A 15,176-nucleotide genomic window follows, 5' to 3' on the forward strand; every position below is an offset into this window, starting at 1 on the left:
GAGGCCCCGATCCTCAGGCGGCGAACTCCCGGGCGAAGCGGTCCCACAGCTGCGCGCTGCACGCCGCGACCGTGGTGCGCCAGTCGGTGATCGCGTCGCCCTGCGCCCGATCGGAGACGGACTTCAGGATGCGGATGGGCACGCCGTACTCCTGGGCCACCCAGATGTAGGCGTAGGTCTCCATGTCGACCATGCCCGCCCCGAGCGAGCGGATGCCGGCGACGGCGAGGGCGTCGTCGACGAAGTGGTCGCCCGTCGCGATCACGATGCCCTCGCCGGGAACGTCGACGCGCGCCGGCAGGGAGACGTGCTGCCCGACGATCCCATCGATGTCGGTGACGTCGTGCTGGATCGCGCCGGTCACCTCGTACACCTCGGCCTCGAGCACGGGGTCGATGCCACCGCCCGTTCCCACCACGACGATCTCCTCGTACGTCCCGCGCTCGAGCGCGCGGGTGAGGGCGACGGCCGCCTGGAGCTTGCCGGGGCCGGTGACGAGGCGGTCGAAGCCGTCGAGTTCGGCGGGGAAGGCGACGAGTTCGGCGTCCAGCGCCGCCACGAGGAGTCTCACGAGGGACCATTCTCCCCCACCCGCCGTTACGGGCGGGAAACATGGGTGCGCCAGGGTGGAGGGATGGACCTGGCCTACTTCGCCACCGGGTACGACGTGCAGCTTCCCGAGTGGATCTCCGACGAGCTCGCCGGCGTGCCCGACATCATCCCCGACGTCGCCGAGCGCATGGCGCTCGTGCACCGCCTCGCCGATCGCAACTGGCGCGAGGGCAACGGAGGCCCGTTCGCGGCGCTCGTGGCCGAGACGGAGACCGGTCGGATCGTCTCCGTCGGCGTCAACGTCGTGCTCGGCAGCGGGGTCTCCTCGGCCCACGCCGAGGTCACCGCCCTCGGCACGGCGCAGCGCCGTGCCGGCTCGTGGGACCTGGGCGGCGACGACCAGCCCGAGCACGAGCTCGTGGTCAACTGGCGCCCCTGCGTGCAGTGCTACGGCGCGACGATGTGGTCCGGCGTCCGCTCGCTCGTCGTGGCGGGCTCGGGACCGGAGCTCGAGGAGATCACGACGTTCGACGAGGGCCCCATGGTGACCGACTGGGCCGAGCAGTTCGAGGCCCGCGGCATCCGCGTCACGCAGGACGTGCTGCGAGACGAGGCCCTGGCCGTCTTCCGCGCCTACCGCGCGGCGGTGGATGCCGCCGAGGTGACCGTCTACAACGCCCGGGCCGGCGACTGACCCGGGAGCCGGCATCCGCGTGTCACGACACGGGAACGATCGACCGCGGTCACCCGCCGGCAACACGCCCCGACGTACGCTGGATCATGGCGCACAGCATCGACACCGACCCCTCGGGAACGGTCCTCGCGATCGTCGGAGCGGCCGCGGAGGAGGCGATCGCCTCCCTGGAAGGGCTCGACGGCGTCGAGTCGCTCTCGTTGCGGGACACCGATCCGCAGCTGGCCTCCCGCCGCATCGCGGCCTGCCGCACACCCTGGATCGTGCACGACGCCGATCCGCTCGAGCACGTCGCCGCAGCGTGGGTGGAGCTGTTCGAGGAACGCGCGACGCTCGGCACCCTCGAGATCGAGGTGGACGTCGCCCTCGCGCACTTCCGCGACGACGGGGCGCTGATGCCGGACTACTACGTCGTGCTCGACCCGGACGGCGCGGAGGGCACCTGGCGGCACTGGTGGTGCGGGGCGCTCGGCCATCGCGCGCCCCGGCGGGTGCTGCCGGCGGCCCTGCCCGCGGGCGGCTCCGGCGAGGCGATGGGCGCCGCCCTGCGCCGGCTCCTCACGGCGCTGCCGACGTCGCGGCCATGGCCCGACCCGGGCACGTGGCTTCCGGGTCTCGCCTTCGAGATCCCCGACCGGGTGGGTCTGCGCGACCGGCCCGCGTAGGCGGAACCCGCACTAGCGTGGGTGGATGAGCGCACGCGAATACGACGTCATCGTGATCGGTGCCGGCGCCGTCGGCGAGAACGTCGCCGACAGCGCCGTGCAGGGCGGCCTGTCGACGGTCATCGTCGAGGCGGAGCTGGTCGGCGGCGAGTGCTCCTACTGGGCCTGCATGCCCTCGAAGGTGCTCCTGCGCAGCGCCGCCGCCCTCCGAGCCGCACGCGCGGTGGACGGTGCCGCTCAGGCCGTGACGGGAGACGTCGACGTCGCCGCCGTGCTGCGGCGCCGCGACAGCTTCACCCACGACTGGAACGACTCCTCGCAGGTCGAATGGCTGAACGGCGCGGGCATCGATCTCGTCCGCGGTCACGGGCGCCTGACGGGCGAGCGAACGGTGCGGGTCGAGCAGGAGGACGGCTCGGTCGATCTCTCCGCCCGGCACGCCGTCGTCGTCGCGACGGGGTCCGCCGCGCTGCTCCCCTCGATCCCGGGCCTCATCGACGTCGCCCCCTGGACCAGCCGCGACGCGACGAGCGTGAGCGCGCCCCCGGCATCCCTCGCGATCCTGGGGGCCGGCGTCGTGGGCGTCGAGATGGCCACGGCGTTCGCCGGATTCGGCACGCGCGTGACCCTGATCGCGCGGTCGGGGCTGCTCGGCGCCGTGGAGCCGTTCGCGGGGGAGCTCGTGGCGGAGGCGCTCCGCGAGCAGGGCGTCGAGATCCGCACCGGCGCCGGGGTGGACGCGGCGCGCCGCGACGAGGCGGGCGTCGTGCTCTCCCTCTCGGACGGCGGCGAGGTGCGCGCGGACGAGGTGCTCGTCGCGACCGGTCGCGTTCCGCACACGGGCGACCTGGGCCTGGAGAGCGTCGGCCTCGAGGCCGGCGACTGGCTCACGACCGACGACACCCTGCGCGTCGGGGGATTCGAATGGCTCTACGCGGTGGGGGATGTCACCCACCGCGCGCTCCTGACCCACCAGGGCAAGTACCAGGCTCGCGCCGCGGGCGATGTCATCGCGGCGCGGGCACGCGGGGGAGCCGTCGACGACGCGCCCTGGGGGGCGCACGTCGCGACGGCGGACCACGCGGCCGTGCCGCAGGTGGTCTTCAGCGATCCCGAGGTCGCCTCGGTCGGGATGACGCTGGCCCAGGCCGAGGAGGCCGGCATCCGGGTGCGCGCGCTCGACTACGATCTCTCCGCGGTCGCCGGCGCCTCGACGCGCAGCGACGACTACCGGGGCCGCGCGCTCGCGGTCGTCGACGACGACCGCGGGGTGCTCGTGGGCGCCACATTCGTCGGCCCGGACGTCGCCGAACTGCTGCACGCCGCCACGATCGCGATCGTCGGGGAGGTGCCGATCGACCGGCTGTGGCACGCCGTCCCCGCCTACCCCACCGTCAGCGAGGTGTGGCTGCGGTGGCTCGAGGCCTACGGGCGGCCCACCCGCTGACCCGGGGCAACGGGCCGGGTCATTCCGACACGAGGTCGGGCAGCGCGCTGCGCAGCTCGTCGAGCCATGCCCGCGCGTTGCCGTCCGAGGGCGCGCGCCAGTCGCCGCGCGGCGAGAGGGAGCCCGCGGGCGACACCTTGGGGCCGTTGGGGATCGCGGAGCGCTTGAACTGCGCGAACGCGAAGTATCGGCGCAGGAACACCTCGAGCCACCGCACGATCGTCGGCAGGTCGTAGCTGTAGCGCTCGTCGTCCGGGAAGCCGGGCGGCCATGCCCCGGCATCCGCGTCGCGCCACGCCTCGTGCGCGATGAACGCGATCTTCGAGGGCCGCATCCCGTAGCGCAGGATGTGGAAGAGGGTGACGTCGTGCAGCGCGTACGGGCCGATCTTGTCCTGGGTCGACTGCACCTTGCCGTCCTCGCCGGCCGGGACCAGCTCGGGCGAGATCTCGGTGTCGAGGACCGACTGCAGCACGGCCGCCTCCGCGGCATCCACGCCCTCACCCGCCGAGATCACCCAGCGGATGAGGTGCTGCACGAGCGTCTTGGGCACGCCGGTGTTGACGGCGTAGTGGCTCATCTGGTCGCCGACGCCGTAGGTGGCCCAGCCGAGGGCGAGCTCCGACAGGTCGGACGTGCCGATGACCATGCCGCCATTCTGGTTGGCCAGACGGAAGAGGAAGTCGGTGCGCAGCCCGGCCTGCACGTTCTCGAAGGTCACGTCGTACACGGGCTCGCCGCCCGAGAACGGGTGGCCGATCTCCGCGAGCATGAGGGCGGCGCTCTCGCGGATGTCGATCGTCTCGATGCTCGCGCCCACCGACTCCGCCAGCGCGATCGCGTTCGACTTCGTGTGGTCGCTCGTGGCGAACCCCGGCATCGTGTAGGCCAGGATGTCGGAGCGCGGGCGCCCCATCCGGTCCATCGCCCGCGCGACGACGAGCAGGGCGTGGGTGGAGTCGAGCCCGCCGCTCACGCCGATGACCGGCTTGGGATCGCCGATGGAGCGCATGCGCTGCACGAGGCCCGAGACCTGGATGTTGAACGCCTCGTAGCAGTCCTGGGCGAGGCGCGCGGGGTCGTCGGGCACGAACGGGAAGCGGTCGATCGGCCGCCGCAGGCCGGTCGCGGAGCGGGGCACCCCCAGCGTGAACGGCACCGTGAAGAACTCGTCGGTGCGCGCGGCGTGCGTGCGCCGGTTGTCGTCGAAGGTGCCCTGCCGGGCGCGGTCCTGCCGCAGCCGGTCGAGGTCGACGTCGGCGATCGAGTGGCGCGGCCCGTCGGGGAAGCGCTCGGTCTCGGCCAGCAGGTTGCCCGCCTCGTAGATCATCGTCTGCCCGTCCCACGAGACGTCGTTCGTCGATTCGCCCGCGCCGGCCGCGGCGTACGCATAGGCGGCGAGGCAGCGCAGCGACTGCGACTGGCAGAGGTCGGCGCGGTCCTCGGCCCGCGCGATCGTGATGGGGCTTCCCGAGAGGTTCAGCAGCACGGTCGCGCCCGCGAGCGCCGCCTCCGCGGAGGGCGGGATGGGAACCCACACGTCCTCGCAGACCTCGGCGTGCACGACGAGGCCCGGCACATCCGTGGCGGAGAACAGCAGCTTGGGCCCGAACGGCGCCTCGAGCCCCGCGACGCGGATCCACCGGGCATGCGGCCCGTCGAGGTCGTCGCCGGGGGCGAACCAGCGGCGCTCGTAGAACTCCCGGTAGGTGGGCAGGTACGACTTGGGGGCGACCCCGAGCAGCTGACCGCCCTGGATCGCGACGGCGCAGTTGTACACGCGGTTGCGGTGCCGCAGCGGCGCGCCGACGACGAAGAGCGGCGCGAGGTCGGCGGATGCCTCGACGAGCGTCTGGACGGCGGCCTCCACGGCATCCAGCACGGCGTCCTGCAGCACGAGGTCCTCGATGCTGTAGCCGCTGAGGCACAGCTCGGGGAACACCGCGACGGCGACGCCCTCGGCGGCGCACTCGCGCACGGACGCGAGCACCGTCTGCGCGTTCGTGCGCGGGTCGGCCAGGGCGAGCGGGATCGTGCAGGCGGCGACGCGGGCAAACCCGTGCCGATACGGGTTGTCGAACGGCAGGCTCTCGGTCACCCGCCCAGTCTTGCATCGATGCCCCGCCGGAGATGTCGGATGCCGCGGCTAGCCTCGAAGCGATGCGATACACACCTCCCACCGCCACGTCGCCCGCCCGCCTGGTCACGAGCGCGAGCGATCTCAAGGCGGCGTCGGAGTGCGAGTTCGCGTGGCTGCGGGCGATCGACGCGAAGCTCGGGCGCACCGCCGCCGTCGAGGACCCCGACGACCCCACGCTCGAGCGCGCCGCGCGCCTCGGAGACCGGCACGAGGAGCGGATGCTCGAGGCCTACCGCGAGCGCTTCGGTGCGTCGGGCGTCGCCGAGATCGAGCGCGCCTCCTCGGCCGACGCGGCGGCGCTCGCCGAGGCCGTCGCCGCCACGGGGCGGGCCCTGCGCTCCGACGCCCGCGTGGTGTTCCAGGCGGCCTTCGCCACCGACGACTTCGTGGGCTTCGCCGACTTCCTCCTCCGCGACCCCGACGGCCGGTGGGTCGTGCAGGACACCAAGCTCGCCCGCCGTGCACGGGTGACCGCGCTCATGCAGCTCGCGGCATACGTCGATCAGCTCGATCGACTCGGGGCGCCGCGCGCCGACCGCGTCGAGCTGCTCCTCGGCGACGGCACCACGAGCATCCACGCCGTCGACGACGTGCTTCCCGTCTACCGGCTCCGCCGCGCGCGGCTGGGCGAGCTCATCGCCGACCGCCGCATCGATCTCGGCGCCGGCGCGGCGGCCGTCGCGTGGGGCGATGACCGCTTCAGCGCGTGCGGGCGCTGCGCGACGTGTCAGATCGAGGTGGAGGCATCCCACGATCTGCTGCTCGTCGCGGGAATGCGGCCGCTGCAGCGGCGGCGCCTGCGCGCGGCGGGGATCGAGACGATCGATCGGCTCGCCGCGGCGGAGGCCGCGCCGGCCGGGATGAACCCCGAGGTCTTCGCCCTGCTGGCGACGCAGGCGCGGCTGCAGCTCGAGGCCGATCCCGAGGCCGCGCCGCCGTATCGCGTCGTCGAGCCGCGCGCCCTCGCGGCGCTGCCGCCCGCCGACCCCGGCGACCTCTTCTTCGACTTCGAGGGCGACCCGCTCTACACCGAGGGAGCGGGCTCGCAGTGGGGCCTCGACTACCTCTTCGGCTGGGTCGACGACCGCGAGGTGTTCTCCTCGCTGTGGGCGCACTCCTTCGAGGCCGAGAAGGCCGCGCTCGTGCGGTTCCTCGAGATCGTCGCCGCGCAGCGCGCCGCCCACCCCGGCATGCACATCTACCACTACGCCCCGTACGAGACGAGCCACCTGCTCGCGATGGCCGCGCGCTACGGCGTGGGCGAGGCCGAGGTCGACACCCTCCTGCGCGACGGGGTCTTCGTCGACCTCTACCCCATCGTGCGGCGCGCGCTCCGGGTCGGGTCGCGTTCGTACTCGATCAAGAAGCTCGAGCCGCTCTACATGGGCGACGAGCACCGCTCGAGCGATGTGCAGCGCGGCGACGAGTCGATCGTGCGGTACGTCGAGGCGCGGGCGCTCGACGATGGGGGGGACGACGCGGGCGCCGCGCGCATCCTCGACGACATCGCCGACTACAACCGCTACGACTGCGTCTCCACGAGACGCCTGCGCGACTGGCTGCGCGAGCGAGCGGCCGAGAACGGCATCGTCGCCGCCGCCGACCCCGAGGTCGAGGGGGCGGGTTACGCGCCGTCGGTACGGGCGGAGGCGCTGCTGCGTCGCGCCGAGGCGATCGCGGCGGGGCCGGTGCCGTCGGCGGATGCCGCCGCCGACGAGCGCGCGCTGCGCCTGGCCGCAGCGGCGATCGACTACTACCCGCGCGAGGCGAAGTCGTTCTGGGCGGCCCACTTCCTCCGGCTGCGGGAGCCGGTGACGGTGTGGGAGCACACGCGCGACGTCGTCGCCCTCGACCGGGCGCGCAGCGAGGTCGTCGAGGACTGGCACCGCCCCGAGCGGGCGCGCGTGGATCGCCGCGTGCTGCGACTGCGCGGCGAGCCCGCCCCGGGCACGCGGCTCAAGGCCGGCACCGACCCGTTCGCGGTCTACGAGCTCCCCGCCCCCTTCCCGTTCGAGGCGTCACCGCGGTGGATCCACGCCGACCACCGCGTTCGGGTGATCGAGGAGACCGACGACGGGGCGATCGTGGAGGAGAGCGCGGTCGACGGGATGACGTGGGCCGAGCTCCCCGTCGCCCTCACCCCCGCAGCCCCTCCGCGCGCCGGCAACCAGCAGGCTGCGATCGACGCCTGGGCCGATCGGGTGCTCGAGGAGGGCGACGGCCTGCCGCCGGGGCCAGCCGCCGACATCCTGTGCCGCCGCGCGCCTCGCGGCGTCGGGGGCCTCCCCGAGCCGGGCGCACCGGTGGATGCGGCCGAGATCGCGCGGGCTCTGCGCGCGCTCGATCGCAGCTACCTGGCCGTGCAGGGCCCGCCGGGCACCGGCAAGACCTACATCGGCTCGCACGTCGTCGAGGCCCTCGTGCGCGAGCACGGGTGGCGCGTGGGCGTCGTGGCCCAGTCGCACGCGGTCGTCGAGCACATGCTCGATCGCATCGTGGATGCCGGGGTCCCCGCCCGGCTCGTCGGCAAGGCCCCCAAAGACGACGCGTCCGAGGTGGCGTTCACGGCGCTGCCGAAGAACGGCGTCGCGGCGTTCGCCGCCGAGAACGCCGCGACCGGCTACGTCCTCGGCGGCACCGCGTGGGACTTCAGCCACGAGGGGCGCGTGCCGCGGGGATCGCTCGATCTCCTCGTCATCGACGAGGCCGGTCAGTTCTCGCTCGCCTCGACGATCGCGGTCTCGCTCGCGGCATCCCGGCTGCTCCTCCTCGGCGACCCGCAGCAGCTGCCGCAGGTGAGCCAGGGCACGCATCCCGAGCCCGTGGACACGTCGGCGCTCGGGTGGCTCATGGACGGCGAGGCGGTGCTGCCGGCCGGGCGCGGCTTCTTCCTGCCCGAGAGCAGGCGGATGCATCCCGCCGTCGCGGAACCCGTGTCGCACCTCGCCTACGCGGGGCGCCTGGCCTCGCATCCCTCGGCCGCCCGCCGCCGCATCGACGGGGTCGAGCCGGGCCTGCACGTCGTCCCGGTCGTGCACCACGAGAACACGACGGCGTCGATCGAGGAGGCCGCCGAGGTCGTGCGCCTCGCGAGGTCGGTGATTGGTCGCCCCTACGACGACGGCGCGGGGGAGCGTCCGCTCGCGCCGGAGGACGTCATCGTCGTGGCGCCGTACAACGCCCAGGTCGCGGAGATCCGCCGCGCGCTCGACGCGGCCGGGCTCCGCGGCATCCCCGTCGGCACGGTCGATCTCTTCCAGGGGCAGGAGGCGGCCGTGTCGATCCTCAGCCTCGCGGCCTCGAGCGCGCGCGACGCCCCTCGCGGTATCGACTTCCTCCTGCTGGCCAATCGCCTCAACGTGGCGATCTCCCGCGCGAAGGTCGCGGCGTACCTCGTGCACTCCCCTGGTCTGCTCGACGACCTGCCGCATACGCCCGAGGGGGTGGCGCGCCTCAGCGCGTTCAGCCGGCTGGTCGGCGGCGGGCGTGGGCCCGCGGCCCGTCAGACCGTGCCGTAGAGGCGGTCGCCGGCGTCGCCGAGGCCCGGGACGATGTAGCCCCTCTCGTTCAGGCGCTCGTCGATCGCGCCGAGCACGAGGGTCACGTCGCGGCCGTCCACCTGCCTCTCGATCGCGGCGACCCCCTCGGGTGCGCCGAGCAGGCAGATGGCGGTCACGTCCTGCGCACCGCGGCGGAAGAGGAACTCGATCGCGGCACCGAGCGAGCCGCCCGTGGCGAGCATCGGGTCGAGCACGAAGCACTGGCGGTCGCTGAGGTCCTCGGGGAGACGCTCGGCGTACGTCTGCGGCTCGAAGGTCTCCTCGTTGCGCACCATGCCGAGGAATCCGACCTCGGCGGTGGGCAGCAGTGTCACCATGCCCTCGAGCATGCCGAGTCCCGCGCGAAGGATCGGCACGACGATCGGGCGCGGATCGGCGATCCGCACACCCGTCGTCGTCGTGACGGGGGTCTGGATCTCGATCGGCTCGACCCGCACCTGACGGGTCGCCTCGTACGCGAGCAGGGTGACCAGCTCCGAGGTCAGCTGACGGAACACCGGCGACGAGGTGCGCGCATCGCGCAGCACCGTCAGCTTGTGGGTGATGAGGGGGTGGTCGGCGACGTGCACACGCATAGGCTCAATCTAACCGTTCCCCTCAGGAGTGCCGATGCCCGCCTTCCCGCCCGACGCCGACGATCGCGGGCTGCGGCGCGCGCTCAAGCTCGCCGGCGAGGCCGCCGCGGCGGGGGAGGTGCCCGTCGGAGCCGTCGTGATGGATGCCGCCGGCCGCGTCGTCGGTGAGGGCCGCAACGAGCGGGAGGGCACGAGCGACCCCACGGCGCACGCGGAGGTGCTCGCGCTGCGCCGGGCCGCGGCATCCACCGGGTCGTGGAACCTCGAGGGCGCGACGCTCGTCGTGACGCTCGAGCCCTGCGTCATGTGCGCCGGCGCCCTGCTCCAGGCCCGCGTCTCGCGCCTCGTCTTCGCCGCGTGGGACGAGAAGGCGGGGGCCGCCGGATCGCAGTACGACCTCGTGCGCGATCGGCGGCTGCCGTACCGTGCCGAGGTCGTCGCGGGTGGGCGCGAGGAGGAGTCGCGCGCGCTGCTGCAGCGGTTCTTCGCGCCGAAGCGCTGAGCGGCCTCAGTCGGCCGATCGGAGGATGATCGCCTCGGTCGGCGGGGCCGGGTCGGCCGGCATGTCGACGTACCCGATGATCTGCAGGAGTGCCCGGCGCACCTCGGCGGGACGCTCCAGGTGAGGGGAATGGCCGACCCCGTCGAGCGCGAGCTCGCGCACGACGCCGCCGTTCGCGGCGTACCGCGCGAGCACGTCCCGCGTCTGCGAGACCATCGGCTGCGCGGGGGCGACCTCCTCGCCCGGCCATTCGGGAACCACGCCGAGGGCGCCCAGGTGGTTCAGATCGAAGAACGACGCGTCGGAGACGATCGCGTCGACCGTGCCGTGCACCCACAGGACGGGGGGCTTGTCGGGGAGGTCGGCGATGCCCGAGACGTCGAAGTGCTTCGGCGCCATCGTGTTGAGCACGCCGATGCCGCCGGGCGCGAAGCCCGGCCAGTTCTCGCTCGAGACGGAGTCGCCGGGGTAGTTGCCCGTCGCCGTCGAGGTGGTGAGCATCGACTCCACCCAGACGTCCTCGTGGTCGCTCGTGTAGCCGGGCGCGACGTAGGAGGTGCGGAACACGCTGCGGGGCGAGGTCTGCGCCTCGTCGGTGGTGTCCTTCGCCGTGAGGCGATCGACGAAGTCGGGGTTGGCGCTGCCGGCGCCGGTGCCCGCGTCGTCGTCGGTGAGGCGGGTGCCGTCGCGCCGGGTGCCGCCGAATCCGTACGGGGAGACCGGCGACTGCAGCGTGAGGCTCAGCGCGGGGTGCTCGAGGGCGTACTGCATGATGACGCCGCCTCCCATCGCCCAGCCGACGAGGTGCGCGGCCGGGATGCCGAGGGCCGTGAGCGTCGCATGCAGGTCGTCGCTGTAGTCCCGCAGCCCGCGGGTGGCGTCGACGGGGGCGTTCTCGGTGCCGCCGAATCCGCGCAGATCCACGGCGATGACGCGCAGGTCGCCCGGCAGGTCCTGCATGATCTCCTGCCAGAGGAGGCTCGAGGCGAGGTTCCCGTGCACGAACACCACGGTGCGCTCGGGCGAGGTCTCGGGGTCGTCGGCCGTGCGCTCGAGGATGTTCACCGCGAGGCTCGGGGTCTCGACCGTGCGAGCGGCGATTCCGTCGAAGAGGGTCATGCGTTCCTCCCGTTCCTGGGGCTGCGGCACCCACACCTGCCGATCCTAGACCCGCGCGGTGAGCCCTTCCTTAGGATGGGGCGCATGAGCGTTCCCGATGCCATCCCGCCGTCCGTCGCGATCCTCGGGGCGGGGTCGATGGGGGGAGCGATCCTCCAGGGCGTCGTCGCCGCGGGCGGTGCGCGCGAGGTCGTCGTGACCAACCGCACCGCCGCCAAGGCGCGCGCGCTCGCGGGGATGCCGGGGGTCACGAGCCTCGCGCTCGAGGACGACCCCACCGCCAACGTCCGGGCCGCCGCCTCCGCCGACATCGTGCTGGTGGGGGTGAAGCCGGCGATGGTGCCCGACCTGCTGCGAGAAATCGCGCCGGCGCTTCGTGCGGGCGCCGTCGTCGTGAGCCTCGCGGCGGGGGTCACGCTGGCGACCTTCGCCCGCGAGCTCGGACCCGACCGTGCCGTCGTGCGCTCGATGCCGAACACCCCCGCGCTCGTCGGCAAGGCCGTCACGGGCCTCGCGCCGGGCGATCGCGTGAGCGCGACGCAGCGGGCGCAGGTGCGCGCCCTCTTCGACACCTGCGGCTCGGTCATCGAGGTGCCCGAATCCGGCATCGATGCGCTCTCGACGATCTCCGGTTCCGGTCCCGCGTACGTCTTCCTGCTCGTCGAGGCGCTCACCTCCGCCGCCGAGGAGAAGGGCTTCGTGCGGGAGGACGCGAGGAGGATGGCGGAGCAGACGTTCATCGGCGCCGCGGCGCTGCTCGAGGCATCCGGGGAGGACCCGGCCGAGCTGCGCCGACGCGTCACGAGCCCCAAGGGAACGACGGAGCGGGCCGTGACGGTGCTGCAGGAGGCGGACCTCCCGCGCCTGTTCGGCCGCGCCACCGACGCCGCCCTCGCGCGAGCCAGGGAGCTCGCCGCGGGCGGCTGAGCGACGCGCTGCGCGCGCCGTCGCGGGGGCTTGCGCGCCGCCGCGGCAGGCGTGATGTACTCGTTCCTGCCGGGGTACTGGGCGGGCCTGGCCACCACGACGGGGCAGTGGCAGCTGCTGGCGCAGGCGGCGATCACCGCGGCGGGGATCTTCGCCATCGCCGCGGTGATCGCGCTGATCGGCACGCTGGCCGCCGGCGACATCAAGCTGTTCCTCGCGATCGGGCTGCTCACCGGGTGGTTCAGCTGGCTGCTGCTGGTGTACGCGCTCGTCATGGCGTACGTCCTCGCCATCCCGCACGCCGGCGTCCTGCTCGCTCGTCGACGGCGAACCCCGGGTGCCGACACGCATCTGCCGTTCGGTCCCTACCTGGTCGCGGCGACGCTGCTGGTCACTGTCGCCGCCATCACCCTCTGAGCGCCCCCCGCTACCCGCCCCAGATCGTCGGCCCGGTGAACACCGGCGCGGGCGCGGCCTCACGACGGTGGCGCTCCCCCACGAGGCGATGGGCCGCCGCGCGGTCGAGATCCTGCTCGACGAGGGGTCGCACGGCGAGACGCTCATCGAGATGCCCGCGGTCGTGCGTGCGTCCGTCGCTCCCGCGCGGTCCGACGCCACGCGCACTCGAGGCTGAAGCACGAGACGACCGCGGGACCGGGTCTACGCTGGTCGGGCGCGAGGACGCGCCTCAGGAGGTGCGACGGTGGCAGACAGCCGAGGCAGGAGTGGATCGCGCGAGACCGCGCCGCGAACGGCGAAGAAGTCGACGCGCTCGACCATCCAGGACGTCGCCGAGCGCGCAGGCGTGACGAAGAGCACCGTGTCGAAGTACCTCAACGCGGGCTCCGGCGGCTACTACGTGTCGGCGCAGACTCGTGAGCGCATCGAGGCGGCGATCGAGAGCCTGCGGTTCGAGCCGAGCCTGATCGCGCAGGGGCTGACGCACAACCGCACGATGACGATCGGGCTCATCGCCCCCGACATCCGTAACCCCTTCTACCCCGACCTCGTCGCGGGAGTGCAGGACGTGCTCGAGGATGCGGGATACACGCTGCTTCTGGGCAGCTCGAACTCCGACCCCGAACGCGAGATGGCGATCGCGCGCTCGATGATCCGTCGGCAGGTGGACGGCGTGATCCTCGGCTCGGCCCGCATGCAGGCCGAGGACATCGAGTCGCTCATGGAGTCGGGGATGCGCTTCGTCCTCGCCAGCCGCGATCTTCCTCATCTCGTGACCGACTCGGTCACCGTCGACAACAGGGCGGGCGCCGAGCTCGCCGTCGATCACCTCGTCGAGCTCGGGCACCGGCGGATCGCCCACGTCGCGGGACCGCAGGACGTCGTTCCCTTCCGTAACCGACTGTGGGGATACCGGCACGCGCTCATCCGTCACGGCATCGACCCCGTCGACGATCTCGTCGTGATCGCCGCGTCGTCCGCGCCCGAAGCCGGAGCCGCGGCCGCACGCGAGCTGCTCGACCGCGAGGCGCGGCCCACGGCGATCTTCATGGGCAACGACAACATGGCGCTCGGGGCGATGGACGCTGCCCGTCAGCGCGGGCTCCGCATCCCTGAAGACGTCTCGATCGTCGGATTCGACAACATCGCCCTCACCGCCAACTCGTTCATCTCGCTGACGACGGTCGACAGTCGCGCGGCCGAGCTCGGTGCGGAAGCCGCGTCGCTGCTGCTCGGGCGTCTCGCCGCGAGCGACGACCCGCCGTACGACGATGTGCGCACTGTCGTCGAGCGGCCGATCCTGCGCGTTCGGGGCACGACCTCACCCCCTCCCTGACGCTTGCGTACGCCCGATCCGGGCGCGGGGGACATTCTCCGCTTGCGTTTCAGATACCGGTATCCTAATCTCATCTACACAACGGCGAAGGAGCCGCTGAGAGTGGAGCACAGTCATGAAACAGAGCAGTTTCGGTGCAGGGGCCGCGGTCGTCGTCGCAACTCTGCTTCTCGCCGGGTGCACCGGCGCGGGGGCGACCGGAGGAGGAGGCGAGTCGGGTGACGACTGCGCCTTCACGTACGGGAGCGACCAAGAGGGGATCGCGAGCGTCGACGGCGTCGACATCGCCGCAGACGGCCCCGTCCCGGACGGATCGGGCGAGCGTATCGGCGTCGTCCTGAAGGCCCTGTCCAACCAGTACTGGCAGGGCATCGAGCTGGGGGTCGAAGCCGCCGCCGAAGACTTCGACGTCGAGATCACGCTGCAGGCGGCGAGCTCCGAGAGCGCGCAGAACGAGCAGCTCACGATCGCGCAGACGATGGTCAACCAGGGCTACGACGCCTACATCCTCGCGCCCGAGAGCACGTCCAACCTGAACCCGGCGATCGAGACGATCGTCTCGCAGTGCGCCCCGATCGTGAACGTCGACGACGCCCGCATCGCCGCGACGGTCTACGTCGGACCCGACCACGAGTCCAACGGCACGCAGGCGGCCGACTTCATCGCGCAGGCCAACCCGAACGGCGGCAAGGTCGCGCAGATCGAGGGTCAGGCCGGCTCGAGCGCGGCCATCCTGCGCATCGCAGGCTTCGAGGAGGGTGTCGCCTCGCACGACAACCTCGACCTCGTCGCGAGCGTACCGGGCAACTGGGACGCCAACGAGGCGTTCGCCGCGACCACCCAGATCCTCCAGCAGCACCCCGATCTGGTCGGCATCTACGCCAACAACGACACGATGGCCATCGGCGTCGCGCAGGCCGTGGCCGAGGCCGGCAAGACCGAGCAGGTCACGATCGTCGGGACCGACGGCGTGCCCGAGGCGATCAGCGGTATCCGCAACGGCAGCATGGCGGCCACCGTCAGCCCGCTCCCCTACTACGAGGGCTACTGGGCCGTCGAAGCGGCCGTGCGGCTGCTCCGCGGCGAGGCCGTCGCGCCGTGGGTCGTCGCGCCCGCGCAGCTGATCGACCAGAACAACGTCGACGAGTTCTACACCGACAGCGGTCTCGTCATCGAGGGCCTCTACGAGTGATCACTCTG

The 15,176-nt window shown here is 72.7% G+C and carries 14 protein-coding genes; 10 read left to right on the forward strand and 4 right to left on the reverse strand.

Annotation, left to right across the window (positions count from 1 at the left end):
• Positions 1-13: 13 nt before the first annotated feature.
• Positions 14-571, reverse strand: a complete 558-nt coding sequence (locus RYJ27_RS02100; protein ID WP_330171136.1) for a phosphorylase family protein — start codon at positions 569-571, stop codon at positions 14-16.
• 63 nt (positions 572-634) lie between these two features.
• On the opposite strand from RYJ27_RS02100, the gene RYJ27_RS02105 reads away from it, so the two are divergent.
• The 3 genes from RYJ27_RS02105 (at position 635) to RYJ27_RS02115 (ending at position 3,358) form a co-directional block, all read left to right on the forward strand.
• Positions 635-1,246 carry a nucleoside deaminase gene (locus RYJ27_RS02105; protein WP_330171137.1) on the forward strand — a complete coding sequence of 204 codons (612 nt, stop codon included), beginning with the start codon at positions 635-637 and terminating at the stop codon, positions 1,244-1,246.
• An 86-nt stretch (positions 1,247-1,332) separates the two neighbouring features.
• Entirely contained in the window at positions 1,333-1,911 is a 579-nt protein-coding gene (locus RYJ27_RS02110) for a hypothetical protein (RefSeq protein ID WP_330171138.1), read from the forward strand.
• Between the two features lie 25 nt (positions 1,912-1,936).
• Positions 1,937-3,358: a dihydrolipoyl dehydrogenase family protein gene (locus RYJ27_RS02115; protein WP_330171139.1), complete on the forward strand. Its 1,422-nt coding sequence runs from the start codon at positions 1,937-1,939 to the stop codon at positions 3,356-3,358.
• Positions 3,359-3,377: 19 nt separating this feature from the next.
• On the opposite strand, the gene RYJ27_RS02120 is transcribed toward RYJ27_RS02115, so the two are convergent.
• Positions 3,378-5,456 (reverse strand): NAD(+) synthase, encoded by a 2,079-nt coding sequence (locus tag RYJ27_RS02120; protein ID WP_330171140.1) that lies wholly within the window; start codon positions 5,454-5,456, stop codon positions 3,378-3,380.
• 62 nt (positions 5,457-5,518) lie between these two features.
• Here RYJ27_RS02120 and RYJ27_RS02125 point away from each other — a divergent pair, with 62 nt between their 5' ends.
• A complete protein-coding gene (locus tag RYJ27_RS02125; RefSeq protein ID WP_330171141.1) occupies positions 5,519-9,016 on the forward strand; it encodes a TM0106 family RecB-like putative nuclease in 3,498 nt (1,165 codons plus the stop codon).
• Here the strand turns inward: RYJ27_RS02125 and upp are convergent.
• Entirely contained in the window at positions 9,001-9,633 is a 633-nt protein-coding gene (upp, locus tag RYJ27_RS02130) for a uracil phosphoribosyltransferase (RefSeq protein ID WP_330171142.1), read from the reverse strand. The two genes, RYJ27_RS02125 and upp, sit on opposite strands and share 16 nt — an antisense overlap.
• A 34-nt stretch (positions 9,634-9,667) precedes the next feature.
• On the opposite strand from upp, the gene RYJ27_RS02135 reads away from it, so the two are divergent.
• The gene (locus RYJ27_RS02135; RefSeq protein ID WP_330171143.1) at positions 9,668-10,135 is read left to right on the forward strand and encodes a nucleoside deaminase; all 468 of its coding nucleotides are present in this window, start codon (positions 9,668-9,670) and stop codon (positions 10,133-10,135) included.
• Between the two features lie 6 nt (positions 10,136-10,141).
• Here RYJ27_RS02135 and RYJ27_RS02140 read toward each other — a convergent pair whose 3' ends face one another.
• Entirely contained in the window at positions 10,142-11,254 is a 1,113-nt protein-coding gene (locus tag RYJ27_RS02140; RefSeq protein ID WP_330171959.1) for an alpha/beta fold hydrolase, read from the reverse strand.
• Between the two features lie 84 nt (positions 11,255-11,338).
• Here RYJ27_RS02140 and proC point away from each other — a divergent pair, with 84 nt between their 5' ends.
• The 5 genes from proC to RYJ27_RS02165 all read left to right on the forward strand — a co-directional run bounded on the left by proC (position 11,339) and on the right by RYJ27_RS02165 (position 15,168).
• Entirely contained in the window at positions 11,339-12,181 is an 843-nt protein-coding gene (proC, locus tag RYJ27_RS02145) for a pyrroline-5-carboxylate reductase (RefSeq protein WP_330171144.1), read from the forward strand.
• 51 nt (positions 12,182-12,232) lie between these two features.
• Positions 12,233-12,598 carry an A24 family peptidase gene (locus RYJ27_RS02150; RefSeq protein WP_330171145.1) on the forward strand — a complete coding sequence of 122 codons (366 nt, stop codon included), beginning with the start codon at positions 12,233-12,235 and terminating at the stop codon, positions 12,596-12,598.
• Positions 12,599-12,665: 67 nt separating this feature from the next.
• On the forward strand, positions 12,666-12,815 hold the full coding sequence (locus RYJ27_RS02155; protein WP_330171146.1) for a hypothetical protein: 150 nt from the start codon (positions 12,666-12,668) through the stop codon (positions 12,813-12,815).
• A 69-nt stretch (positions 12,816-12,884) separates the two neighbouring features.
• Positions 12,885-13,976 (forward strand): LacI family DNA-binding transcriptional regulator, encoded by a 1,092-nt coding sequence (locus RYJ27_RS02160; protein WP_330171147.1) that lies wholly within the window; start codon positions 12,885-12,887, stop codon positions 13,974-13,976.
• A gap of 115 nt (positions 13,977-14,091) precedes the next feature.
• Complete coding sequence (locus RYJ27_RS02165) at positions 14,092-15,168, forward strand: sugar ABC transporter substrate-binding protein (RefSeq protein ID WP_330171148.1); 1,077 nt, start codon at positions 14,092-14,094, stop codon at positions 15,166-15,168.
• Positions 15,169-15,176 lie beyond the last annotated feature (8 nt).

The sequence above is a fragment of the Microbacterium limosum genome (genome assembly GCF_036324365.1).
Taxonomy (GTDB): Bacteria; Actinomycetota; Actinomycetes; order Actinomycetales; family Microbacteriaceae; genus Microbacterium; species Microbacterium limosum.

What these genes read in the sequence shown, in the direction of transcription:
- RYJ27_RS02165 (WP_330171148.1), top strand. Translation starts at nt 14,092, where the DNA reads ATGAAACAGAGCAGTTTCGGTGCAGGGGCCGCGGTCGTCGTCGCAACT.
- RYJ27_RS02125 (WP_330171141.1), top strand. Translation starts at nt 5,519, where the DNA reads ATGCGATACACACCTCCCACCGCCACGTCGCCCGCCCGCCTGGTCACG.
- upp (WP_330171142.1), bottom strand. Translation starts at nt 9,633, where the DNA reads ATGCGTGTGCACGTCGCCGACCACCCCCTCATCACCCACAAGCTGACG.
- RYJ27_RS02110 (WP_330171138.1), top strand. Translation starts at nt 1,333, where the DNA reads ATGGCGCACAGCATCGACACCGACCCCTCGGGAACGGTCCTCGCGATC.
- RYJ27_RS02140 (WP_330171959.1), bottom strand. Translation starts at nt 11,254, where the DNA reads ATGACCCTCTTCGACGGAATCGCCGCTCGCACGGTCGAGACCCCGAGC.
- proC (WP_330171144.1), top strand. Translation starts at nt 11,339, where the DNA reads ATGAGCGTTCCCGATGCCATCCCGCCGTCCGTCGCGATCCTCGGGGCG.
- RYJ27_RS02135 (WP_330171143.1), top strand. Translation starts at nt 9,668, where the DNA reads ATGCCCGCCTTCCCGCCCGACGCCGACGATCGCGGGCTGCGGCGCGCG.
- RYJ27_RS02105 (WP_330171137.1), top strand. Translation starts at nt 635, where the DNA reads ATGGACCTGGCCTACTTCGCCACCGGGTACGACGTGCAGCTTCCCGAG.
- RYJ27_RS02115 (WP_330171139.1), top strand. Translation starts at nt 1,937, where the DNA reads ATGAGCGCACGCGAATACGACGTCATCGTGATCGGTGCCGGCGCCGTC.